This is a genomic window from Paenibacillus cineris, from assembly GCF_018333335.1.
Classification (GTDB): Bacteria; Bacillota; Bacilli; order Paenibacillales; family Paenibacillaceae; genus Paenibacillus_AQ; species Paenibacillus_AQ favisporus.
In genome coordinates, this window is the sequence record NZ_BORU01000005.1 from 265,947 (window position 1) to 289,623 (window position 23,677).

A 23,677-nucleotide genomic window follows, 5' to 3' on the forward strand; every position below is an offset into this window, starting at 1 on the left:
CCCCACTTCGTGGGGCTGTTTCATTTTTCCGACATTTCTCCGACATTTTGTCACAAAGTGGCCGTGATGTATGTCAAGGAATCAGGTATAATAGATGAGATTGGTAAAATATTGAGGTACCTGTCTTCAGTGGTAAAGTTTTTATTATGAGCAGCAGGTGAGAGAATTTTGAATACCAGACAATTGAAATGGCTCAGTTATTTAACGTTTGTCGTGATGTTTTTTGCGACGTTCGGCGGAACCGTGGTTACCAAGACCGATTCCGGACTCGGATGTGGGCATGAATGGCCGCTGTGTCACGGGGAGTTCGTTCCGGCGCATACCATCGCCTCATTAATTGAATATTCGCACCGGCTGGTCAGCGGGCTGGCTGGGCTTACAGCGGTCGCGGTGGTGGTCGCCTTCCATCTGTTCGCCAAGAACCGGCGTGACCTGCGCACGTATTCGGTGTTGACCCTTATTTTCGTATTGGTTCAGGCTGTCATGGGGGCAATGGCCGTCGTGTATGACCAGTCCTCGGCCGTGCTTGCCTTCCACTTCGGTTTCTCGCTGATCGCATTTGCCAGCTCGCTGATGCTGGCCTTAGGCGCCCGCAGGATGGACAAACTGGGCGAGGCTTCGTACCCGTCCGGCGGTACATCGCGCGTCAGTGCGACCTTCCGCGGCTATACATGGGCCGTGACCATCTACTCCTATATCGTCGTTTATATCGGAGCATATGTCAGCCACACCAACTCGGCGGGGGGGTGCCTGGGATGGCCGCTGTGCAACGGGAAGTTCATTCCCGAGCTGTCCGGAGGGGTGACTATCGCGTTTATCCACCGGATCGCGGCACTGCTGCTGCTGATCGCCATCGCCGTACTGGCCGTCTGCGGCTACCGGCTGAACCGGGGGAACCGGGAGCTGCAGGGCCTCGGCATCGCCGCGGTAACGCTGTGCCTGATGCAGGTGTTCAGCGGGGCGGCGATCGTGTCGACGCTGAACAAGCCGGAGGTTTACATCTTTTCTGCGCTGCTGCACAATCTGCTGATTTCGTCTCTGTTCGGCGTGCTCTGTTATTTGAGCGTCCGTGTCTGGCAGACCGGAAGGGCGACGCTTCAGCAGCCGAAGTCCGCTTCGGCCGCCCGGGGAATCGGCTTTGAGCCGCAGGGCGGCAAACGATGAACTGAATACCGCTGCACATCCAAAGTCCGCGAAGTGATTCGAGGGCTTTGTTTGTAAGTTTATTTATTATTTTTTGGCTTATTCTGGAGAGGAATGATCGTGTGAGCTATCAAAATTTACGCCAATGGCTCGAAGCCTTGCGCAAGGAAAATGACCTGAAAGTGATCGAGGCTCCCGTGGATCCGTACCTGGAGCTGGCGGAGATCCACCGCCGGGTCATCGACGAACAGGGGCCGGCGCTGCTGTTTACGAATGTACAGGGGACTCCGTTTCCCGTGGCTACGAATCTGTTCGGTACCAGCCGGCGCGTAGACATGGCGTTCGGACCGCGTCCGGAGGAGCTGATGAAGTCCCTGGTGGGTGCGCTCGATACGATGCTTCCGCCGACGCTGTCGGCGCTGTGGAATGAACGCGGCCTGATCAAGGACATTCTAAAGGTAGGCATGAAAACCGTACCGATGGGCGATGCCCCTGTACTCGGTGTCTCCCGCAGCGACCAGCCGCTGAAAGACCTGCCGCGGGTCACAAGCTGGCAGGAAGACGGCGGCCCGTTCATTACGCTGCCCCTTGTTTATACGGAGAGCCCATCGCGGCCCAAGGACCACAATCTGGGCATGTACCGCATGCAGATTTATGACAACCAGACGACCGGTATTCACTGGCAGATCCACAAGGGCGGCGGCTTCCATTACCACGAAGCCGAGCAGCGCGGCGAAGCGCTGCGCATGACGACGTTCCTCGGCGGACCGCCGGCCCTGATCGCGTCGGCGATTGCACCGGGCCCGGAAATGCTGCCCGAGCTGCTGCTCACGTCCATGATTCTCGGCGAAAAGCTGCCGATGGTGGAAAATCCGCTCGGCGGGCACCGGATTCCGGCGGAAGCCGAGTTTGCGATCAGCGGCCTCGTCCCGCCGTTCGAACGGCGTCCGGAAGGCCCGTTCGGGGACCATTACGGGTATTACTCCCTGATGCATGACTTTCCGGTCTTTCACGTCAACCATATGTGGCACCGCAAGGACGCCATTTATCCGGCGACGATCGTAGGCAAGCCGCGGCAGGAGGACTATTTCATGGGCGAATTTCTGCAGCGTCTGCTGTCGCCGGCCTTCCCGCTCGTCATGCCTTCGATCAAGTCGTTGTGGACATATGCCGAGACGGGTTTCCATGCCCTTGCTTCGGCTATAGTCCGCGTCAGTTACTCCCGCGAGGCGCTCGTATCCGCCTTCCGGATGCTGGGTGAAGGTCAGCTGTCCCTGACCAAATTCCTGATCCTGACCGACCAGCCGGTCGATCTCGAGAACGCCAGCGAGCTGCTGGAAACGGTCCTTGCGCGGTTTAACCCGGCCGTCGATCTGTTTATATTTAATAAGACATCCCACGATACGCTCGATTACACCGGACGCAAGCTGAACCACGGCAGCAAAGCCGTGCTGATGGGGATCGGGGAGCCGGTTCGCGAGCTGCCGCGTGCTTATGAGGAGGGGCCGATCGCGGAGATCGAACAGATTGTTCCTTACTGCGGAGGATGCCTCCTTGTCTCAGGCGCAGGGTACGAGGATGAACCTGAGCTGCCGGAGCGCCTGCTGCAGCGGCTGCAGGAGAAGGGAACCGAATGGCCGCTCGTCCTTCTGGTGGACGATGCCCGCCAGACGGCAGCTGACCAGACGTCCTTCCTGTGGACGGTGTTTACGCGCTTCAACCCGGCCACGGACATCTATGCGGGTGCCGAAGTGCGGAATCACCATCTGTCGTACCGGCTGCCGATTGTAGTGGATGCACGCATGAAAACCGGGTATCCGGACGAACTGATTCCGCGGGAGGATATCGTCAAGAAGGTGGATGAACGCTGGAACAGTTATTTTGCGTAAATACTGATCAGGGAGAGAATGCCGATGCTGCGAACGCTGCTTGGAGAGATGCCCCGCCAAAATAACGGGCTGCTCGAAGATGCCATCGAAACGATGGTGGAGACGATCCATTTGCTCCAGAACGAGATCGAAAAGAATGAGGATCCCAGCCATGATTACCGCAAACTGGAGATATGGACACGCGGTTTGGTGTCTTCCCTGGATGAATTGGAGCAGAGCTGGTATGCCGCTTCCTTTTTCCGTCAATCGGTCAAGGCCGGTTATGTGGATGACATGACGATTGAGGAGCAGGCCGAGTACGCCAGGTACGTATACTTCTATAAAAACGGGTTTATTCGCGTGTTTTCCGTTCTGGACAAGCTCGGAACGGTGCTCAATGATCTGTTTGATCTGAACACGCAGAAGAACAAACCGCATTTTTCCTATTTTACGGTGCTCCGGCAGTTTCACTACATGAAAACCCATGAAGGCCTGGCCGGGCAGCTGTCAGAGATCAAGGACGAATACAAGAGCGCCCTGAACGTGCTGCGCAAACGGCGCAATGCAGAGGTTCATTACATGAACTCTGAGATGCAGGATGACTTGTGGCAGCGGCACCAAGGTCTTAAGGATAAGGTCGAGCTGGAGGATCTGGACCAGCATTTGAGCGAGCTGAAGCAGGGGCTGGACATGGTATGCAAGTCGCTCTCGGCATCCTTTCATTACGCCAACAAGCTGTGGAAAAAGGAAGGCATGCATCCATAAAGGGATACAACAAATTTCCTTTTGACAAAGTGCGCAAATATATCTATACTGTAAAAATGAAAACACGTCATCATTAATTTCATAATCTTTTCTTATCGAGAGAGGCGGAGGGACAGGCCCGATGAAGCCCGGCAACCGATTTGAGCACGGCATCCGCCGTTACTTGAATGTCATGGTGCTAATTCCTACAAGCTGCAGCTTAAGCTGCGGGTTGGCAGATGAGAAGGCAGCGACTTTTACAAATAAGGGAGCCCCTTTTCTGATTCTGTCAGAGGGGCTTTTTATTTTGCCTGGATTCGATAGAATAGACTGGTCATTTAGATAGATTATGCGAACCCTATTCGGGTAGGATAGGGGGAAGAGAGGGGGGCCCTTCGGTTGATCGAACTGAAGCAGCTGACGAAAAGGTACGGCCAAGGGGCAAAGGCGACGGAGGCTTTGTCCGGGCTGAACCTCAGCATTCATAAAGGAGAAATTTTCGGCGTGATCGGCCACTCGGGCGCAGGGAAGAGCACCTTGATCCGGTGCATGAACCTGCTGGAACGCCCGACCTCCGGAGAAGTATGGGTAGGCGGCGTTAACCTGACGGGCCTGAGCAAGCAGCGGCTGCAGAACGAACGGCGGAAGATCGGGATGATTTTTCAGCATTTCAATCTGCTGAGCTCGGCGACGGTGTATGACAACATCGCCTTTCCGCTCCGGTTGGCCCGTAAGGGCAAGGCGGAGGTGGAGGCCAAAGTTAACGAGCTGATTGCGCTGGTCGGGCTGGAAGCCCACTGCAATAAATATCCGGCCCAGTTGTCGGGAGGCCAGAAGCAGAGGGTGGGCATCGCCCGCGCGCTGGCCAGCGATCCGCAGGTGCTGCTGTGCGACGAAGCGACTTCGGCGCTAGATCCGCAGACGACGGATTCAATTCTGAAGCTTCTGCTGGACATTAACCAGAAGTTTAATCTGACGATCGTCCTGATCACTCATGAGATGCACGTCATCCAGAGCATCTGTGACCGGGTGGCCGTGATCCATCAAGGCGGCATTGTTGAAGAGGGAGCGGTCACGGACGTATTCCTGAAGCCGCAGCACCCCGTGACCAAGGATTTTGTCCGCGGGGAGCAGAGCCAGGGCGAACCGCTTGAGCTGGCTGCCCAGGCTTCCGGAACGGGTTCGGCGCAGGCTGTGAAAATTACGTTTCTCGGCAGCAAAACGTACGAGTCCATCCTGTCCCGGACCGTGCGCGAGACGGGGGCGGATTTCGCCATCCTGCAGGGTACCATTTCCACCATTAAAGATACCCCTTACGGGCAGCTGATCGTCCGCTTCGAGGGCGGACGGGAGCAGATCGATGCGACGCTCGCGAAGCTAAGCGAGCAAGGGCTTGACGTGGAGGTGATGAACTGATGTGGGGTTTGGATTTTTCCTCGGTTGACTGGAACGAGATCGGCGTAGCCACCCTGGATACGCTGAAAATGCTCGGGGCTTCCGCGGTGTTCACCTTTATCCTCGGTCTTCCGATCGGCATCTTGCTGTTTATGGCATCGGGCTCGACGACGGGCTGGGTGCGTGCCGTCTATGCGGTCATTTCCTTTATCGTGAACATCCTCCGTTCGGTCCCGTTTATCATCCTGATCGTCGCCCTGATCCCGGTCACGAAAGCGATCGTCGGCGTCACCTTCGGGGTGCTGGGGACGATTCCGCCGCTGGTGATCGCCGCTGCGCCGTTCTTCGCCAGACTGGTCGAAACATCGCTGCGCGAAGTGGACCGCGGCGTAATCGAGGCGGCGCATTCGATGGGCGCTTCGACCTGGCAGGTCATCACGCGGGTGCTGCTGCCCGAAGCAAGACCGGGCCTGCTGGCCGGAATTACGATTACGGTCGTGACACTCGTATCCTATACGGCGATGTCGGGAATGGTTGGCGGCGGCGGTCTCGGCGATTTGGCCATCCGCTACGGTTATTACCGCTATGAAACGACCGTCATGATTATTTCCGTCATCTTCATGATCGTGCTGGTGCAGCTGCTGCAAATGGCGGGCGACCGGCTGGTGCGTCACTTTACCAGAAAGTAAGGCGTACAACGTGTTTGGCTCACAGTCATGCATCCGGATCACCGGATTTGACCTGGAAAGGCAAGGCAGGTAACATCAAAGCACTGCCTTTCTAATATAAATCATATTATTCTTATGAATTTAAGGGGGATTTATTCAATGAAAAAATGGCTCGTTTCTTTTCTGACCTTGGCCCTGGTTGTCGTGCTCGCCGCGTGCGGCAGCAAGCCGAATAACAGCAGCAGCGATGCTGCGGGCGAATCCACGGACAAACCGGCTGCAGCCGAAACGGTTACACTGACGGTTGGCGCAACGGCGAAGCCTCATGCCGAAATTTTGAAGCATATCCAGCCTGCGCTTGAAAAAGAGGGCGTGAAGCTCGTTATCAAGGAGTTTTCCGATTATGTGCAGCCGAACGTGCAGACGTTCCAGAAACAGCTCGACGCTAACTTTTTCCAGCATCAGCCTTACCTCGACAATGAAAACAAACAACGCAAGATGGACCTTGTTCCGGTCGTAGGCGTTCACTTGGAGCCGCTTGGTGCTTATTCCAAGAAGGTGAAAAGCGCTGACGAAATTCCGGACGGCGCAACCGTCGGCATTCCGAACGATGCGACAAACGGCGGACGCGCGCTCAGCCTGCTGGCCAAACAAGGCTTGATTACATTGAAGGATCCGAATAAAGTAGAATCTACGGTGAAGGACATTACCGCCAATCCGAAAAACCTGAAAATCAAGGAAGTCGATGCAGCAATGCTGCCGCGTCAGCTGAGCGAATTCGATCTGGCCGTCATCAACACCAACTACGCGCTGGAAGCCAGCCTTGATCCAACGAAAGACGCGCTCTTCATCGAAGGCAAAGACAGCCCTTATGTTAACATTCTGGTGGCACGTCCGGACAACAAAGACTCCGACGCCATCAAGAAGCTGGCTGCTGCCCTGACTTCCGACGATGTGAAGAAGTTCATCGAAGACACGTATAAAGGTGCCGTTATCCCGGCATTCTAAAGCCTGCGCAATGCCGCAGCACAGCCGCAAGGGGTTCATCCCCTGCGGCTTTTTTATTTGCATCTGTGTCGGGCAACCATTTTTTATTTGGATCGCTTTTCCTCGCGGCCCGGCTGTACAGGGTTTCCAAGTTGCGGCGGTGCCGTGAAATCTTTTATACTATACAGGATCAATGATCTTGCGTGAGGTTTGTACATACATACACCATTATATTTTTAATAGGAATGATGTGTCATCGAATGGATCAAAGGATGGGAAGTTCGGATAGCAGAAAGGAGGGTGGCATTTTGAGGGGAAAGGTTGCCCTGATCACAGGCAGTGCCAAGGGACTTGGCAAAATGACGGCGCTCACGCTGGCACGTTCCGGCTGCGACGTCGCGCTTAACTATGTCCACAGCCGCCGCGAAGCGGAGGAACTGCGGGCGGTCATCGAGGGACTGGGCGTGCGCAGCATCGCCGTGCAAGCCGATGTCTCCGACACGGGCCAGCTGGAGCAGTTGGTGGCTCGCGTCGAGTCCGAGCTCGGCAGTCCGGACATCGTCGTGAACAACGCGGGACCTTTTATCCGCGAGCGTAAACGGTTCTCCGATTATACCCAGACGGAAATTTTGTCGCTCATCCAGGGCAATCTGGTCGGCACGATGCTGCTGGACCATTTGGTGCTGCCTGCGATGCGGACTAAGCGCTGGGGAAGAATCATCCACTTCGGCTTCGGCCATGCGGCGGAATCGAGAGCGTGGCCGCACCGGGCGGTGTACGCCGCCGCCAAGACCGGACTGGTTTCTTTTACGAAGACGCTGGCGGTCGAGGAGGCCCCGTACGGCATTACGGTGAATATGGTGTGCCCCGGGGACATCCGCGGGGATAACAAGGAGAAGACCATTGCCGAAGTGGCCGGGTTGCAGGACGGCGAGACGCCGCGGGGCCGGCCAGGCAGCGGCGAAGATATCGCGCGCGTGATCGAGTACTTGTGCCGCGACGCTTCCGATTTTATCACCGGCAACATTATGGACATCTCCGGCGGGCTGGATCCGATCCGTCCCTGGATTGGTCCGGCCGATCACGGGATGTGAGCGCCTGTTATGGCGCCCCAAGCGACAAAAAAAGAAGAGACCCGTCTTCGATGAAGTCAGGTCTCTTCTTGCTATTGAATGGGATTAGAATACTTGAATAACGTCGTTGATTCCTTCAACTTCCTCAACGAGGGCGCGTTCGATCCCGGCTTTCAATGTAATGGTGGAGCTTGGGCAGCTGCCGCAGGCACCCATCAGTTTCAACTTCACGATGCCGTCTTCCACGTCAACCAATTCCACGTCGCCGCCATCGCGTTGAAGGAACGGGCGAAGCTTATCAAGCACTTCCGCTACTTCATCATACATGGTGCTCTGTGCGTTTTCGCTCATTGATTTCAACTCCTTTCCTGTAATCTTTATTATATTACAAACCGAGACAAAATAAAATGGCTATATATGCTGAATCGGACAAGGCCGTTGATATTATTCGGCTCACCCGGTAAACTAAGATAAGGCCTACCTAAGAATCAATACCTAAAGCAGGTGATATCATTGAGACCCATCATCGAGTTTTGCACCAACAACATGCATTTCGGAACCGATGAAGTCATGGAGAAGCTGGAGGAGAATCCGGATTATGACGTTATCGAATACGGATGCCTGAGCAATTGTGGCCAATGTGCCATGATGCCCTTCGCCATGGTGAACGGTGAGATTATAGATGCGGATAGCGCCGATGAGCTGTATGAGGCCATTATGGCCAAAATAAAAGAACTCGAGGCTTGGGACAGCCTCGAGCTGGATTAGCCGAAATGGCGTCTGGACTTCCAGAGTACCCCGCTTTTTAACAGGCGGGGTACTCTTCCTTTTACCGAAGTTTTCCCCATCAGGCCAAAGCCCGCCTTGCTGCCAAGCGATCCAAGGGTTCCGCGTAGGTGGATCTTGTGGATCTTCGGCGTTTCGCCTTTCCAGAGCGCATGGATCACATCAGCCACTTGTCTGGCCTGGGCTCCTGCCGCCTGGGCGCTGGGAGCGAACGGAATGCTGGCGCAGTCCCCCACGACATACACTTCCGGGTAATCCGGAATCTGGGAATACGTGTTGACCACGACCCGGCCCCCCGGATCCTTCGGCACGTTCAAATCCTGAACGACCTTCACCGGCTGAATGCCGCCCGTCCAAACCGCGGCGTCGGTGTAGATTGCTTCATCCCCGTTATAGACGATACCGTCTTCCACCCGGCACACGGATATGTGGGAGCGGGTATTCACTTCATGATCCATGAACCACTGCTCCACGTACAAGGAAACCGTCTGCGGGAAGGAAGAGAGCACCCGGCTGCCCCGGTCCAGAATCGTGATGTTAAGATCCGGACGGCTCTCCCGCAGCTCCGCAGCCGTTTCAACGCCGCTGAGGCCGCCACCGATAATATGTACGTTTCCGTACGGCTTGACATCATTCAAGCGCTGATAGGTTTGGCGCGTGCTTGAGAACGTCTGGATGCTGTTCGTGAATTGATCCGCGCCAGGTATGCCGTGATAACGGTCGGTACAGCCCAGGGCGATCGTCAGGTAATCGTATTCGATCGGGTCGTCGCCTTCGAGGTGTACCCGCTTGCCTTCCAGATCGATGGATGTGACTTCGCCGTATTTTTTCGTGAGCTGGGGATGGTTCGGAAACTGGATACGCAGATCATAGTCGCTTGCCGTCCCTGCCGCAAGCGCGTAATACTCGGTTTTAATGCCTTGGAAAGGCATGCGGTCAATCAAAATCAGCTCCATATCTTGGGGGAAGTGGTTGTTCAGGAGACCTTGAATCAATGCAAGGCCTCCGTAACCTCCACCCAGGATGACGAATTTTCTCATATGTCCGTCTTTCCTTTCTCATACGTCGGGTTTGAGGAAAGGTATAAAATTCCTCTTACTTATTCATAAACTTTTATTTCATTATAAAACGTGTCGCGTTCCACAGGAATGCGTCCTGCGCCTTTGACTAGCCAGATCAGCTCATCGCGGGTGAGGCCTTCCGGAGTGAGCGCGCCTGCGGCGTGGCTGATACGTTCCTTAAGGATGGTGCCATGGACGTCGGAAGCGCCGAAGCTCAGCGCAACCTGGGTCAGCTGCGGCCCGATATTAATGAAGTAAGCCTTCACGTGGTCGATGTTGTCCAGCATCAGACGGCTGATGGCAATGGTCTTCAGATCCTCGTAGGCGGAGTTACGGCGCATGATGCCGGCATTTTTATTTCTTGGCTGCATGGAAAGAGGAATAAATACCATAAATCCGTTCGTTTCGTCCTGAAGGTCGCGAATCTGCATCATGTGGCGGATCCGGTCTTCATGGGACTCGATCGATCCGTACAGCATGGTAGTATGCGTCTTCATGCCCAGGTTATGCGCCGTCCGGTGCACCTCGAGGTATTGCTCGACGTTAGCCTTTTCCACCCGCATTTTTTTGCGGTATTGGTCGGACAAAATTTCCGCACCGCCGCCGGTCAGCGATTTCAGTCCCGCTTTTTGCAGCTCCTGCAGCACTTCCTTGATGCTGAGGCCGCTGATGCGGGTGAAGAAGTCGATTTCGGCCGCTGTATAGGCTTTAAGCGTTACGTCCGGGAAGCGGTCGGTCAGCGCCTGCAGGGAATCCACATAGTATTGGAAAGGCACGTGCGGGTTATGTCCGCCAACGATATGGAATTCCCGGACGCCCGGATGAATGTGCTGCTCAATGTATTCGACCATTTCAGGACCGGAATACGTATAGGAGCCTTCATCACCAAGGTCTTTGCGGAAGTTGCAGAACGCGCAGTGCGCCTCGCAGACATTGGTAAAGTACAGGCTCATGTTTTCGATGAAATATACTTTTTTGCCGTTCTTGCGCAGGTTGGCTTCGTTCGCCAGCTGCCCCAGCGTCAGCAGATCATCGGTTTCATACAGAAATACTCCATCCTCAAGGTTCAGCCGCTCACCCTGGCGGACCTTCTCGATGATTTCCTGCATGCGTCTTTCGGTGTTCGATGTTACAATAGTGGACATTTCCATTCCTCCTGTTCGCATTTTGGTCGTGCGGAAGACACGCCCTTTGCAGGACGCAAGAGTCAACCCGCAGCGCCTGGAAGGAGTCCGGCGTTCAACCCGTCCAGTCGATTTGCCAATTTTATCGGTCAGCGTCTTCCATGTACCGCAGAGGATATGTATTCAGCGGATCATCCAAGCCGTAAGGCCAGACGCTTTGGTAAGCACTCCGGAGAGGCTTTTGGCCGGTAAAGAAAAAGTAGGGGGCCGCCTTTTTTAGATTATAGAATGTATACATTTTTCAACGAAGCCGAAGAATTCTATAATCGCAAGACAAACATCCGCCAAGCGCGGCCTGTCTTCTGTAATGAATCGATAGACTTTTTTTATGTGAAAAAAGTTACAACCCAGAGTGACAGACCGTTGTCTTTTCCATGACAAATTACCGACACTTGCTCCCTCATTACCCACCTATTATAAACCGCCTATCCGGGGTCCGCAATACAGTTATACAGAATCGGCATGCGAAGATCCGGAAATCATACCATCTTTAAGAATCCTGCGAAGGGAGCAAATGTGATATAAATCCTCCGGATGAAGCCTGATTATACCTTTTGGAGGCGCGAATACGGCATTCCGACTGCCCTTCTGGTACATCATGGGAATGGAGGGGCTGCTGCCGGGCGGAACCTCTCTTGAGGGGAACAACGTTGTGGAGTATACTAAAGGTAAGTGCAATGTACTCACAGAGCGGGACTTTTGCTCGGCCGCCTTTCAGGTGCGCTGCTGAAGCCCTGCAATGAATAAATTCACATCAGTTAACCAAGGAGGGTTACCTATGATCAACATTAGCGATTCCGCTTCCGATAAGCTGAAAGAAATGCTCGCCGAACAGGAAATTCCAGGGATGTTCCTCCGTCTTGGGGTACAGGCCGGCGGATGCAGCGGATTTTCTTACGCCATGGGCTTCGACGATGCCGAAACCGAAGATGATGTATACATGGACGTTAACGACCTGAAGGTGGTCGTGGATAAAGAAAGCCTCCGCCTGATTGACGGGCTGGAAATCGACTTTGAGGAGTCCGGCATGAGCGGCGGATTCACTATGAACAATCCGAACGCTACGGCGACCTGTGGATGCGGCGCTTCGTTCCGTACAGCGCTCGATGCAGGCAAACCGGCTCCTGAGGAGTGCTAACGGGCACACACTGCGGATGAATAAGACAAAAGGCTCACACCCGCTTCGTACAGAAGCAGGTTGTGAGCCTTTTTTTGTTCGTTAGGAGAGCCCGGGAACGATAAACGTTTTGTTCACCATCATGACGAGCATGGCCGCCGCCACGATTGAAAAAGCGATGCAGCAGGTGCCGAGCCCTTTGCGTCTGTCTTTCAGAAATTTAAAGCCCAAAGCAAAGATTAAAACGGTTGTCACGACCAGAGCAAGGGACATGCCGATCATGCCGACCCAGTATAATACCCCGAAAAATTGAGCCACAGCTGTTATCCTCCTTCGCAGGATATTCCAAATTTACACACTTCATTTCATTATATCCGATTTAGACAGGCACGCCAAGGCTCCGCTATCCCCCGTTTTTTACGCGTTTATCCTTTTCTATGCACAAACATACAGGAGGGAACCTGTAGATACGAGTATGTTAATAACATAGGAGCATAGAAAGGAGGCGACAACATGGGGGGAAGACAGCTGGCAAGCAAATGGCTGAAGACCGAAGCGCTGCTGACGGATCCGGATGTTGCCCCATATATTCCGCAGACCCGGTCTATGAGCCGGGAGAATCTCCAGCAAATGCTGGGGATGTATGACTTTGTCGTCGTAAAACCGGTCGTCGGCGGAGGCGGTTACGGTGTCATGAAAATATCCCGTACCGGCAGCGGTTATAGTATAACCCGCTTCTCTCAAACCTATTATTTTGACAGCTTCTCCGGCATGTATAGCGGTTTTCGGAAGCTGAAGGTGAGAAGGACCTATTTAATTCAGCAGGGGATTAAATTGGCCCAGGTCGATGGGCGTCCGATCGATTACCGTGTTAAATACGTCAAAGTGGACGATCGTTGGGTTATTACCGCAATGGTGGGACGGGTCGCGCGCAGCGGACTATTCGTAACCAATCTGTGCAAGGGCGGTTATTTGCTGAAAGGCCGCGTTGGCCTGAGCCGTTCCCTGCCGCAGATCTCTTCCAAAGCAAAGCTTAAAGAGATGCGTTCCCTTACCCGGCGCTGTACAGCAATTCTGGAGCGGCGTTTTCCCGGCATCGGCGAGCTCGGCTTTGACTACGGTCTGGACAATAGCGGGAGAATTTGGATTTTTGAAGTAAATACGCGCCCTCAATAAATCAAACTGGCAATGTTTAGGAGATTATAGGCGGGGTAATATCATTATATAAGACTATGAAACTGGAAAAAATTTTTTGAAGCCGGGTCGTATGCACAGCACCTGTGTATAACGTTTATCCCCAAAATCCACTGCAATTTTATTGGTATTCCGACACTTGCTAACAAATTATACACAGGATTTCCACAACAGGTTGTGGATAAAGCGAACGCTTGTTCTCTTATGTGAAGTTTGATATGATAGTTTTGAGGAAAATTAAGGAAAGGATGTGAAGATAATGGCTATGTTGTCGGATGAATTGCTGCTCGATTCTTATCATATGGCCGTGGAACTCATGCTGGATCATGATTTCATCGCTTTACTCCTGGCCGAAATCCACAAGAGGAATCTAGAGACTTCATCAGAGAGTTTAGTTCATTAGGACACATCCCGGTACACATCCACAAATGCTGTTGTATTATAAGCTGCATATGACGTGGAAGTTATGGAAGGTGTGGAGGTGTAACATCTATTTTCCAGATTAGCAGCACCGCAACAAAATGAGGGTATCCTATCTGAATCATGACTTCATGACGATCAGATCAGGATACCCTTTTTTTCGTGCCCAATTTGCGCGGTACTTCGGGCTAGAGTTTCATATTGCTGCTGTGGCCGGGAGACAGCTTAGCTTCCGGATCAATGTATACCTTCGCGTTGTTGACCGCGGTCGGCGCCTCGCCGAATCCTACGGCGATAAGCTTCAGTTTGCCCGGATACGTGGTGATGTCTCCGGCGGCGAAGACGCCGGGAATGTTCGTCTCCATGCGGGAATCCACCACGATGGAGTTGCTCTCGATCTGAATGCCCCAATCGGAGATCGGGCCAAGGGAAGATACGAAGCCAAAGTTCACGATGACGTCGTCGACTTCGATCTCCTGCGTTTCTTTGGTCTTCACATGGGACAAGGTCACCTTGGTAATCGTGTCTTCCCCGTGCAGGGCGGTGATTTCCGTCGGCGTCACGACCTGAACCTTGGAAGCCATCAAATTCTCGACGCTGTGCTCATGCGCACGGAATTTGTCGCGGCGGTGAATCAGCGTGACCTGCTCGGCGATCGGTTCCAGCATGAGCGCCCAGTCTACCGCGGAGTCTCCGCCGCCGCTGATCAGCACCTTTTTCCCCTTGAAGCGGTTTAAGTCATTCACAAAGTAGTGCAAATTCGTTTTCTCAAATTTCCTAGCGTCTTCAAGCTCCAGTCTACGGGGTTCAAAGGCTCCGACCCCGGCCGTAATGATGACGGCTTTGGAGTGGTATTCGCCTTTATCGGTCGTCACCACAAAATGGCGTTCGTCCTGCTTAACGAGGGAAGTAACCTTTTCCTCCAGGCGTACGTTCGGCTGGAACAGGTCCATCTGCTTTTGCAGATTGTCGACCAGCTCCTGTGCCGTTACTTTAGGGAATCCGGCCACGTCATAAATGTATTTCTCGGGATATAAGGCTGCAAGCTGCCCGCCAAGCTGGGGCATACTTTCAATGAGTGTGACTGATGCCTGGCGCATCCCGCAATAGAAAGAAGCGAACATGCCTGCAGGACCTCCTCCGATAATGAGCAGGTCGGTTATGTCAGCCGGCTGCGATGTCATTAGTGTAAGCACCTCCAACAAATATAAATAAGAACGCTAGCGGAATTAAGCACGCTGTATATTCTTCAAATTCCATCTCATTATAATACATCCGGGCTTCGGCTGAAAAGTTTACATCCTATTTTGCAAATTCTCCGTTTAGATAAGAGAATAAACTTAACTGAAAACTGGAATGAAAAGGAAAATGAAAACAGCATGGATGCTCTCATGGAAGGCCAAATAATACTTGATCTTTTATGGGAAAGTGGCTATCATTTTAGTTATGTGCGGGCAGGTTTTGGTAGTATTCCCGCTGTTTTTTTTCTTACACAGGCTGCCTGTGATAAAAAGATTCATTGAAGTTCAAACTAATGTGTAATATTTCACAATAACATTTGTAATGGTTCACAAATATATATAGAGACCGACATTTTGGAAGGAGCAAGATGATGAGCAACATTCCCAAGATAGTAATCCTTGGTGCGGGTTACGGCGGCATCCTGACAGCACAGCGCCTTCAAAAGGAATTGAATTATAATGAAGCGGACGTAACGCTTGTTAACCGTCACGATTACCACTATATTACGACCCATTTGCATATGCCCGCTGCCGGTACGGACAGCGTCGAGAATACACGGGTACCGATTTCGAAGCTGATTGACGAATTCAAGATCGATCTGGTCAAATCCTCCGTTCAGGAAATCCGTCCGCATGAGAAGAAGGTCATCCTGGAGGACGGGACGCTCTCCTACGATTTCCTGGTCATTGCCCTCGGCGGGGAATCCGAAACCTTCGGCATTCCGGGGATGGCCGAATATGCGATGACGATCCGCAGCATCAACTCGGTGCGGCTGATCCGCAAGCATATCGAGTACCAGTTCGCGCTGTATAAAAATGAACGCAGTCCGCAGGAAAGAATCAATTTTGTCGTCGGGGGAGCGGGCTTCAGCGGCATTGAGTTTGTTGCCGAGCTGGCCGACCGCATACCGGCACTGTGCAAGGAATACGATGTCGATCCGAATCTTGTGAATGTCTACAATGTGGAGGCGGCGCCTACGGCGCTGCCGGGTTTTGCTCCGGAGCTCGTGGAGTATGCCATGGAGGTGCTCCGCAAGAAAGGCGTAACCTTCAAAATCGGCGTGGCCATCAAAGAATGCAAGCCGGACGGCGTAGTGCTTGCGACCGGTGAAGAGATCAAGGCGGCTACGGTGGTGTGGACCGGAGGAATCCGCGGCAACCATATGATTGAAGCGGCCGGCTTTGAAACGGCAAGAGGCCGGGTGAAGGTTGACGAGTACTTGCGGGCGCCTGGAAGCGACCACATCTATGTCATCGGGGACAACGCCCTGATTATGAATCCGGAAGGGCGTCCATATCCGCCGACGGCGCAGATTGCGATGCAGCAGGGCGTGTGCTGCGCTCATAACATCGTCACGGCAATCCGAGGCCAGCAGCCGAAAAAGTTCGAATTCAGCAACAAGGGCACCGTCGCTTCCCTGGGTAAAGGCGAAGGTATCGCTGTAGTAGGCGACAAGCATATAAAGGGCTGGCGGGCAGCTCAATTGAAGAAGATCGTGGATATGCGCTACCTATTTATTATCGGCGGCATTCCGCTGGTATTGAAGAAAGGAAAATTCCTGTAATGAGGCACTGCAGTGTTCAAGTCCGCGCATTGTTGACCCGGGACGAACTGGACCGTTATAACGCCTTGATGGAAGTGGGATCCTTCCTTGAGGACCAGAACCGGTACGATCTGTCGTACACGGTCCAAAAGGAAGTGGACATCCTCATCCTGCCTGCCATTGAAAGGTTAAAGGAAAAGGGAAGGGACCGCGATCGCGCGACCGCCGAATTTTTGGAGTCAATGAAATCGCAGCAGGATGAACAACAGGAAGAGGATTAAGGAATTAGCAAAAAGGTTTGCCCTGAATTTACTCGGGGCAAACCTTTTTTTAAGAGATCAGAAAAGTATAAGTTTCGGAGCTTCTGGTTCCTGATCTCGCAAGAAAAACTTCCTTTAGACGCGGTCTGTCTTCTTTGAAGGTACGTCGATAGACGTTTTTTTTAAGAGATCAGAAAAGTATAAGTTTCGGAGCTTCTGGTTCCTGATCTCGCAAGAAAAACTTCCTCTAGACGCGGTCTGTCTTCTTTGAAGGTACGTCGATAGACGTTTTTCTTATATATGAAAGTATTTTAAATTTTCAGCATGTCTTCAAAAGATTCCGGCGTCAGAATCGCTCCGACGAAGAAGCCGCCGAATTCGGCATAGCGGGCGCTGACTTCATCAAAGCGCATTTCATAGACCAGCTTCTTAAATTGAAGCGCGTCCTCTGCGAACAGAGTAACTCCCCATTCCCAATCGTCGAATCCGATGGAGCCAGTAATGATCTGCTTCACTTTGCCTGCATAGCTGCGGCCGATCAGCCCGTGGCTGCGCATCATGTTGCGGCGGTCATCCATGTCAAGCATGTACCAGTTATCGGCCTGATCGCGCTTTTTGTTCATTGGATAGAAGCAGATGTATTTCGTCTTCGGCAGGATCGGCTTCAGGCGGGCGACGACATGCGGATTTTCCATCGGGTCGCCTTCACCGGAACCGGCGAGATAGTTGCTGAGCTCGACGACGCTGACGTAGGAATAGGACTTCGTCGTATATTGCGCAAACAGCGTTTTGTTAAACGCAGTCTCGATGGCGTTCAGATCTTCGAGCGTTTCGCGCAGGTGCATGAACACAAAATCGGCCTTCTGTCCGATGATGCTGTACACTGCTGTGCTGCCCTGCTTGCTGGATTCCACCTCGGACCATTCGTTCAGGAACGCCTGGAGCTCGTCCAGCGCCATGGCGCGGTCCTCGTCGTCGGCGGCCTTCCATGCCGCCCAGTTCATGGAACGGAAATCGTGGAGAGCGTACCAGCCCTCCAGAGTTGATGCTGCTTCATTCATCTATGAATCACTCCTATAAATAGTTGCCTGTAAGCGGATCCCAAGGTTGCTTGCTGGACCCGAGTATCAGGGTCGTTGACGTTTTTCTTCATTGTAGCTCAACCGCAAGCGCAAGAGCAAATGAAGTCACAATCTATTCACCGATTGTTCGTTGATTCGTGACCGTTTTTTTAGTAAACTAACTACTAGTCCACAAAACTTGGCAAGACTGTGAACGGCCTGTTTGTATCCGTTTTAGCGGGGCGATAGAAAAGAAGAGGTGACTTGGCTGAGATGCAATTTATACCCGTTCTCGTGCTGATGGTGTTATTTTTTGTCATGATGTTCGGCATCGGCTTTATTTTGAATATGTTAATGAAAACGACCTGGTTCCCCTGCTATTTGTTTGTCATCGTTATTTTACCGGTGGTCGTATACTCTTTATGGGACCGCAGCCAAATGTCGCTGCTCAGTCACTTGGAGTCTTTTCGCGTAGTTGACTATTTAACGGGAGTAGCCGGATTGGCAGGCGCGGTCATCAGCGGCTGGTCCATCCAGAAGCTTCGCAGAAGCGGATTTAAAATGTTCTAGGCCGGCAAATCGGCCGATTTCGAAACAGCTCTCCACCCGGGGGGCTGTTTTGCGCTATCCCGGCGCTGAAGGGTTGAATGATGGGGGGACGGATGGATGTGGAGAAAAGCATTGGGTCTGGTGCTTGCCGGCGGGCTGATGGCGGGAGCTTCGTTACCAAACGCGATGGCGGCGTCCGCGGGAGAGCAGACTATGATCCCGCTCCGGATTGCGGCCGAGGCGCTGGGCGCCAAGGTGCTGTGGGACGGGACGGACAAGCGGGTTCAGGTCTCGCTCGGCAAAACCCGCTGGAAAATCACGCCCGGCAGCAAGCAGTCCTTATTGGACCAAGCGCCGTATGAACTTGCGCGTACCGCGGTGACGGACGGAGGAGGAGCGCTGCTCGTGCCGCTCCAATCGTTTACCGGGGCTTTGGGCATCCGGGGAACTTGGGCGGACCATCGCTGGTCCCTCGATCCGGATGACTGGAAGGGGCGGGCGATCTACTGGATGACCCTGCTGCGCCATGGGAAATGGGAAGAGGCAGGACGGATGATGGATGCGTCCTTATCGGCTGCTTATCCGCCTTCGTCGCTTCCCAAGTACGAAGAACGGCTGGAAAAGCTGTACGGCCTCGACTGGAGCCTGCTGCATGCCGAAGCCTATACGGATTCCGTACGCAGCAACGCCCGTCTGGTCTACCAGACGCCAAAAGGAGAGACGTTCGGCATGGAGCTCCGGTTCAGCCCGGAGGGGCTGCTGAACGATATCGCCTGGATCGAAAATGTGACCAGCAGCTATCGGGCACCCGCCTATGACCACCCGGAAAAGTACACGGAGGAAGAAGTGCAGGTCGGCCAGAGCCCTCTGCTCCTTCCAGGCACGCTGACGCTCCCCCGGAACGTTCAGGAGAAGGTTCCCGCGCTTGTGCTCGTTCACGGCTCCGGCCCCAATGACCGGGACGAGTCTTCCGGCGGGGGCAAGCTGTTCAGGGACCTGGCGGTGGGGCTGGCCGGCGAAGGGATTGCGGTGCTCCGCTACGAAAAGCGGACGCGGGAATACCCGCTTCGTTCCGCCACCCCGTCCTTTACCGTCCAAGAGGAGACGGTTGACGATGCCGTCAGCGCTGCTGCCCTGCTGGCCGCCGATCCAAGGATCGATCCGCAGCAGATTTATGTGCTCGGCCACAGCCAAGGCGGGATGCTTGTCCCGCGCATCATCGCTTCGGATACGGGCAAGCATATCGCCGGCGCGGTCGTGATGTCCGCCCCATCCGGACCGCTGGAGGACCTGATGCTGATGCAGTACCGGGGAATATTAGGGCGGGCGGAAGAAGATGGAGCTTCGGATGAGAAGCTGGCCCGTCTGCAAAAGCAGGTGGACACATGGGAAAAAGCCGTCGCGCTGCTGAAGGACCCCGGTTATTCGAAGGAGCATCTGCCGGAACATTTTCCGCTGCCGAACGCGTATTGGTGGTTCGATTTCAGAAACTACAGCGGGCCGCTTCTCGCCAGAGATCAGAACGTCCCGATGTACATCCTCCAGGGGGAAAATGACGTGCAGGTCCCTCCGCCGAGCCTTAAGGTGTGGAGAAGTGCGCTGAGCCAACGAAAAGACGTAGCCTTTAAGTCATATCCGGGACTTAATCATATGTATATATATTATAGTAAGAACTCGACCGGCGAGGAGTACAAGCTGCCCGGCAATGTGCCTGAGGAGGTCATCACCGATGTCGCAAACTGGATTCATTTGGGGATGAAAGACTTGTCGAAAAACGGAGAAGAAGCGGACCCTTTTGTGATAGAATAGAGAAAGTCTACGAATCGATGGGAGGGAGCATAGATTATGCATATGAAGAGCCTGCTGCATTTTACCGAAAACCACCGGTACTGCGTGTTCCGTGATTTTGGTTTAAGCAGCCTGGACAACCGAATGCTCAGCTCCGTATACCAGCCCATGGTCGGGGCATTTGCCATCAGCTTATACCACCTGCTGTTTCAGCATATCCCGGCAGAGAAGCTGGGCTACTCCCGGGTTGAACAGCAGCGGCGCATTTTCCTGTCGCTTGGGCTTGAGCCGAGCGAGAAGGGACGCAAATATCTGATTGAGCAGGCTTCCCGTCTGGAAGCGGTGGGGCTGCTGCAATCCTGCCGGATTTACGTGCCCGAGCAGGAAGATTACATGTACGAATACGAGCTCCAGGCTCCACTCTCGCCGACGGAGTTCTTTAATACACAGCATTTGACGCTGCTGCTGCGCGATAAGATCGGCAAATTTGCCGTCCTGTCGCTGCGCGAGGAGCTGTGGTCGAAGGAACCGGAAGAGTATGCCGGATCATCGTCCGTCCATAAAGAAAATATTTCATTGGCCTTTTACGATATTTTTGAACTGAACACCCATGTGATCGATTACGAGCTGGAACAGGCGTTGTCTGAGGTATCCACGTCAAGACAGCCTGGACTTCGGGTTCTCGATGAGGAAGGGGCGCTGAATTATTCCGATATCATCCTGCGCTTCCCGCGGGATTCCGCCAACCGCCGGCATGTGGAAGGGCTGCGCTTCAACCATGAGCAGATGGGCGTCATCAATTTTGTCGGACGCAAATACGATCTTAGCGTCCAGGACATTTGCCGCCTGCTCGATGAGGACGGCATCTTTGGGCCCGACGGCGACATTCTGCTCGACGAGTTCCAGCATAAGGCCAGCCTGCAGTTCCGCCAGGACAAGCGGCGCCAGGAACAGCGGGACGTGTATGCAGGAAAGGTCATTTCCTTCCGGCAGGCGGAAACGGAAGAAGAGCAGGCTCCGCTGGAGCATGCCGTGCAGATGGAATATTACGTCGACGTTCCGGTTCAGTTCCAATCCAAATGCGACATTCACCAGTATAATATGATGCTTCGGAATGAGCCGTATACGAAGCTGCTCAGAACTTATTTTCCGGGCTCGGTGCCGGACAATTTTATCGATATATTCGAGAAGATCGACCTCAGCTACAAGCTGCCGGGTGAAGTCATCAATGTGCTGATCCACTACTTGATGTCCCTATTGACCGAAGGCGGGAACGACCAGCGGATCAACCGCAATTTTGTCGAGGCCATCGCCTCCAACATGCTGCTGAAGCAGGTCAACTCCTATGAGAAAGCCGTGGAGTACATCCGCGACCAGTCCAAGGTCAAAGGAAAGCAGGCCGCAGCAGCCGGCGGCGCAAGAACCCGTACATACGGCGGCAAAACGGTGAAGATGAAGCCGGATATCCCACTGGCCCAGGAAGACGGGCAGGGCGGCGATGTCAGCGAGGAAGAGTTTGAGGAAATGCTGCGTATGGCAGCTGAAATGCAGGCAAGCAAGAAAAAGGGCGGCATATAGAACCGCCTGAAGAGAGGGGAGGACAACCGGCATGGATTCTTTGGGGCAGCTGCTGAAGCAGATGAGAGGGCCTTCCTTTATACAGCGGTCGCAGGAGATCGCGGACGAACTGCTGAGGGATCCGGCGGTACGGGAGCTGCGGAAGGAGCATCCGGAGCTGGAAGAATCGCTGCTGCGGATGAACGTGACCCGGCTGTACCAGTTTGCAACCGACCGGCGGCACTGTGACCGCTGCCCGGGGCTCGATCGGTGCCCGAACGATTTTCAGGGTCATTACAGCAAGCTGGAGGTGGAGGTCGTCAACGGGATTACGGAACTGGTGGAACGCAAGGTTCCCTGCACCCTGCAGACGGCCAAGCAGCAAGAGGACCTGATCAAGAAGCGGATCCGCAGCTTTTACGTGGACGAGCGTGCATTAAGCGAAGGATATAACGAGGTCGAGATTATGGGCAAGGACCGGAACCGGGCTCCGGCGGTGAACCAGGTATTCCGGTATATCCGGGACGTACGCGAGAACGGTCTGCCGAACAAGGGACTGTATCTGTACGGATCGTTCGGGACCGGCAAAACGTTTCTGATGAGCTATCTCCTCCATGAGCTGGCGATTACCGGTCATACCGGGGTTATCGTGTACATGCCTGATTTTGTGGAGGATCTGAAGGGAATGCTTAGCGATAACGTGAAGCTGAAGGAGACCGTGGAGCTGATGAAGGCGTGCGATCTGCTCATTTTTGACGATATCGGCGCCGAAAATTTGAGTCCCTGGGTACGCGACCACGTGTTGGGCTCCATCCTGAATTACCGGATGAACCGCAAGCCGACCTTCTATACGTCGAATTATGCTCTGGACGGCCTGGAAAGGCATCTGAGCTTCACGAACAAAGATGGCGAAGAAGGGCATAAGGGTCAGCGGCTGATGGACCGCATCGCGCCGTTCGTCGATGTCGTGCATTTGCACGGGGAGAATCAGCGCCGCAGACAGTGATAAGGGCCATTTCAACAGGACCTGGGCCAAGCGGCATTTTGCATCATTACCAAATTCACTGTTTATAAGCCAAAAAAACCTGGCCAACCTGTCCAAAAGACAGGCGAAGCCAGGTTTTCTTGTAAGCCCTATGGGGCTAATTAGCCGGAAATAACAAATTTAATGATCACCATGACTGCAAACAGAACGGTCATAAACAGCGCCATTCCGCCAAAGCCATTCATCAGATCCATTAAATCATTGCGCGGCTCTTCGTTCACGTGTTTCCGCGGATCGTTAGCGTGCACGTTTGCATCCATTTGAACAAATGCCTCCTCATCATGGTTTCAGCCTGATGTCAATGAGCCTTCTCATGAACAGAGAAACCCGAGTTAACATTAGTATACCCAAACTTCAAAGAATTTGTAAAGAATATATGGTGAATACTTATAGGGGCAGGAAAGGGTGGCTGAGCGGTTTAGGGGCCCGAATTTCGTTTAATCTGTAATTAAGGGTTTCACATTTCTTGACGGAATGTGTTATACTTAAACTGTCCACAAAGACATATCAGTTTAGACGTCCATTTGCGCTCTTGCGATTACGGGGGATACCAAGCCGCATGGCCGTTTTTTCGTCTCCTGCGTACAGCCGCTAAACATGGTCTGTCTTCTGTGAAGCAGAATACACCGAATTTTTTTCTTATAAGGAGGAAACCTATTATGGCAATTGTGAATGTATCCGACCAATCCTTTAACGCTGAAATCGAAGGTCAAGGTACGGTTCTGGTAGATTTTTGGGCACCATGGTGCGGTCCTTGCAAAATGATCGCTCCGATTCTGGAAGACCTGGCTAACGAGCTCGGAGACTCCGTGAAAATTGCCAAACTGAACGTGGATGACAACCCGGAAACGGCGTCCCGTTTCGGCGTGATGAGCATCCCGACTTTGATTTTCTTCAAGGACGGTCAACCGGTTGATAAAGTGGTCGGCCTGAACTCCAAAGAAAACCTGAAAAACATCATCGCTAAACACCAATAATTGGTGCATGGCCGA

General features: G+C 53.3%; 25 protein-coding genes and 1 riboswitch. Of the genes, 18 read left to right on the forward strand and 7 right to left on the reverse strand.

The features are described 5' to 3' along the window. Positions 1-168 precede the first annotated feature (168 nt). The 7 genes from KI379_RS30475 to KI379_RS30505 all read left to right on the forward strand — a co-directional run bounded on the left by KI379_RS30475 (position 169) and on the right by KI379_RS30505 (position 7,899). Entirely contained in the window at positions 169-1,164 is a 996-nt protein-coding gene (locus KI379_RS30475; RefSeq protein WP_089548469.1) for a COX15/CtaA family protein, read from the forward strand. A gap of 101 nt (positions 1,165-1,265) precedes the next feature. Beyond that, entirely contained in the window at positions 1,266-3,032 is a 1,767-nt protein-coding gene (locus tag KI379_RS30480; protein ID WP_076173706.1) for a UbiD family decarboxylase, read from the forward strand. Between the two features lie 24 nt (positions 3,033-3,056). Next, the gene (locus KI379_RS30485; RefSeq protein WP_076173708.1) at positions 3,057-3,776 is read left to right on the forward strand and encodes a Cthe_2314 family HEPN domain-containing protein; all 720 of its coding nucleotides are present in this window, start codon (positions 3,057-3,059) and stop codon (positions 3,774-3,776) included. Positions 3,777-3,865: 89 nt separating this feature from the next. Beyond that, positions 3,866-4,001: riboswitch (SAM riboswitch) on the forward strand. 153 nt (positions 4,002-4,154) lie between these two features. Continuing rightward, positions 4,155-5,171, forward strand: coding sequence for a methionine ABC transporter ATP-binding protein (locus KI379_RS30490; protein ID WP_212985901.1), 1,017 nt, complete (start codon positions 4,155-4,157; stop codon positions 5,169-5,171). Continuing rightward, positions 5,171-5,839 carry a methionine ABC transporter permease gene (locus tag KI379_RS30495; protein ID WP_212985902.1) on the forward strand — a complete coding sequence of 223 codons (669 nt, stop codon included), beginning with the start codon at positions 5,171-5,173 and terminating at the stop codon, positions 5,837-5,839. The genes KI379_RS30490 and KI379_RS30495 overlap by 1 nt, the downstream gene beginning before the upstream one ends. Before the next feature lie 138 nt (positions 5,840-5,977). Next, positions 5,978-6,826, forward strand: a complete 849-nt coding sequence (locus KI379_RS30500; protein ID WP_089548465.1) for a MetQ/NlpA family ABC transporter substrate-binding protein — start codon at positions 5,978-5,980, stop codon at positions 6,824-6,826. 287 nt (positions 6,827-7,113) lie between these two features. Then, the gene (locus tag KI379_RS30505) at positions 7,114-7,899 is read left to right on the forward strand and encodes an SDR family oxidoreductase (protein ID WP_076173717.1); all 786 of its coding nucleotides are present in this window, start codon (positions 7,114-7,116) and stop codon (positions 7,897-7,899) included. 84 nt (positions 7,900-7,983) lie between these two features. Here KI379_RS30505 and KI379_RS30510 read toward each other — a convergent pair whose 3' ends face one another. After that, complete coding sequence (locus KI379_RS30510) at positions 7,984-8,229, reverse strand: NifU family protein (RefSeq protein ID WP_076173718.1); 246 nt, start codon at positions 8,227-8,229, stop codon at positions 7,984-7,986. 162 nt (positions 8,230-8,391) lie between these two features. Between KI379_RS30510 and KI379_RS30515 the strand changes: the two genes are divergently transcribed. Further along, positions 8,392-8,646: a YuzB family protein gene (locus KI379_RS30515; protein ID WP_076173719.1), complete on the forward strand. Its 255-nt coding sequence runs from the start codon at positions 8,392-8,394 to the stop codon at positions 8,644-8,646. Here the strand turns inward: KI379_RS30515 and KI379_RS30520 are convergent. Further along, positions 8,643-9,704: an NAD(P)/FAD-dependent oxidoreductase gene (locus tag KI379_RS30520; RefSeq protein ID WP_076173720.1), complete on the reverse strand. Its 1,062-nt coding sequence runs from the start codon at positions 9,702-9,704 to the stop codon at positions 8,643-8,645. The genes KI379_RS30515 and KI379_RS30520 overlap by 4 nt on opposite strands. A 59-nt stretch (positions 9,705-9,763) precedes the next feature. Continuing rightward, on the reverse strand, positions 9,764-10,870 hold the full coding sequence (mqnE, locus tag KI379_RS30525; protein WP_076173721.1) for an aminofutalosine synthase MqnE: 1,107 nt from the start codon (positions 10,868-10,870) through the stop codon (positions 9,764-9,766). An 817-nt stretch (positions 10,871-11,687) separates the two neighbouring features. Here mqnE and KI379_RS30530 point away from each other — a divergent pair. After that, complete coding sequence (locus KI379_RS30530; RefSeq protein WP_076173722.1) at positions 11,688-12,047, forward strand: HesB/IscA family protein; 360 nt, start codon at positions 11,688-11,690, stop codon at positions 12,045-12,047. Positions 12,048-12,128: 81 nt separating this feature from the next. Here KI379_RS30530 and KI379_RS30535 read toward each other — a convergent pair whose 3' ends face one another. Next, positions 12,129-12,344: a hypothetical protein gene (locus tag KI379_RS30535; protein ID WP_076173723.1), complete on the reverse strand. Its 216-nt coding sequence runs from the start codon at positions 12,342-12,344 to the stop codon at positions 12,129-12,131. Between the two features lie 195 nt (positions 12,345-12,539). On the opposite strand from KI379_RS30535, the gene KI379_RS30540 reads away from it, so the two are divergent. Both KI379_RS30540 and KI379_RS30545 read left to right on the forward strand, forming a co-directional pair. Further along, positions 12,540-13,202 (forward strand): YheC/YheD family protein, encoded by a 663-nt coding sequence (locus tag KI379_RS30540; RefSeq protein WP_212985903.1) that lies wholly within the window; start codon positions 12,540-12,542, stop codon positions 13,200-13,202. A gap of 277 nt (positions 13,203-13,479) precedes the next feature. Further along, a complete protein-coding gene (locus KI379_RS30545; protein ID WP_089548462.1) occupies positions 13,480-13,623 on the forward strand; it encodes a sporulation histidine kinase inhibitor Sda in 144 nt (47 codons plus the stop codon). Between the two features lie 205 nt (positions 13,624-13,828). Here KI379_RS30545 and KI379_RS30550 read toward each other — a convergent pair whose 3' ends face one another. Further along, positions 13,829-14,824: an NAD(P)/FAD-dependent oxidoreductase gene (locus tag KI379_RS30550; protein WP_076173725.1), complete on the reverse strand. Its 996-nt coding sequence runs from the start codon at positions 14,822-14,824 to the stop codon at positions 13,829-13,831. Positions 14,825-15,252: 428 nt separating this feature from the next. Here KI379_RS30550 and KI379_RS30555 point away from each other — a divergent pair, with 428 nt between their 5' ends. Together KI379_RS30555 and KI379_RS30560 are read left to right on the forward strand one after the other, a co-directional pair. Beyond that, entirely contained in the window at positions 15,253-16,446 is a 1,194-nt protein-coding gene (locus KI379_RS30555) for an NAD(P)/FAD-dependent oxidoreductase (RefSeq protein WP_076173727.1), read from the forward strand. Then, positions 16,446-16,706, forward strand: a complete 261-nt coding sequence (locus KI379_RS30560; protein WP_116234121.1) for a hypothetical protein — start codon at positions 16,446-16,448, stop codon at positions 16,704-16,706. The genes KI379_RS30555 and KI379_RS30560 overlap by 1 nt, the downstream gene beginning before the upstream one ends. Before the next feature lie 290 nt (positions 16,707-16,996). Here the strand turns inward: KI379_RS30560 and hemQ are convergent, their stop codons facing one another. After that, complete coding sequence (hemQ, locus tag KI379_RS30565; protein WP_076174040.1) at positions 16,997-17,746, reverse strand: hydrogen peroxide-dependent heme synthase; 750 nt, start codon at positions 17,744-17,746, stop codon at positions 16,997-16,999. 273 nt (positions 17,747-18,019) lie between these two features. Between hemQ and KI379_RS30570 the strand changes: the two genes are divergently transcribed. The 4 genes from KI379_RS30570 to dnaI all read left to right on the forward strand — a co-directional run bounded on the left by KI379_RS30570 (position 18,020) and on the right by dnaI (position 22,646). Next, positions 18,020-18,316, forward strand: coding sequence for a YuiB family protein (locus KI379_RS30570; RefSeq protein ID WP_076174042.1), 297 nt, complete (start codon positions 18,020-18,022; stop codon positions 18,314-18,316). 96 nt (positions 18,317-18,412) lie between these two features. Then, the gene (locus KI379_RS30575) at positions 18,413-20,104 is read left to right on the forward strand and encodes an alpha/beta hydrolase family protein (RefSeq protein WP_212985904.1); all 1,692 of its coding nucleotides are present in this window, start codon (positions 18,413-18,415) and stop codon (positions 20,102-20,104) included. Positions 20,105-20,140: 36 nt separating this feature from the next. Next, the gene (locus tag KI379_RS30580) at positions 20,141-21,661 is read left to right on the forward strand and encodes a helicase DnaB (protein ID WP_212985905.1); all 1,521 of its coding nucleotides are present in this window, start codon (positions 20,141-20,143) and stop codon (positions 21,659-21,661) included. 31 nt (positions 21,662-21,692) lie between these two features. After that, positions 21,693-22,646, forward strand: a complete 954-nt coding sequence (gene dnaI / locus KI379_RS30585) for a primosomal protein DnaI (RefSeq protein ID WP_212985906.1) — start codon at positions 21,693-21,695, stop codon at positions 22,644-22,646. Positions 22,647-22,786: 140 nt separating this feature from the next. On the opposite strand, the gene KI379_RS30590 is transcribed toward dnaI, so the two are convergent. Further along, positions 22,787-22,945 carry a YqzM family protein gene (locus KI379_RS30590; RefSeq protein WP_089548459.1) on the reverse strand — a complete coding sequence of 53 codons (159 nt, stop codon included), beginning with the start codon at positions 22,943-22,945 and terminating at the stop codon, positions 22,787-22,789. Positions 22,946-23,344: 399 nt separating this feature from the next. Between KI379_RS30590 and trxA the strand changes: the two genes are divergently transcribed. Next, the gene (gene trxA, locus KI379_RS30595; RefSeq protein WP_076174051.1) at positions 23,345-23,662 is read left to right on the forward strand and encodes a thioredoxin; all 318 of its coding nucleotides are present in this window, start codon (positions 23,345-23,347) and stop codon (positions 23,660-23,662) included. The last annotated feature ends 15 nt before the right edge of the window (positions 23,663-23,677 follow it).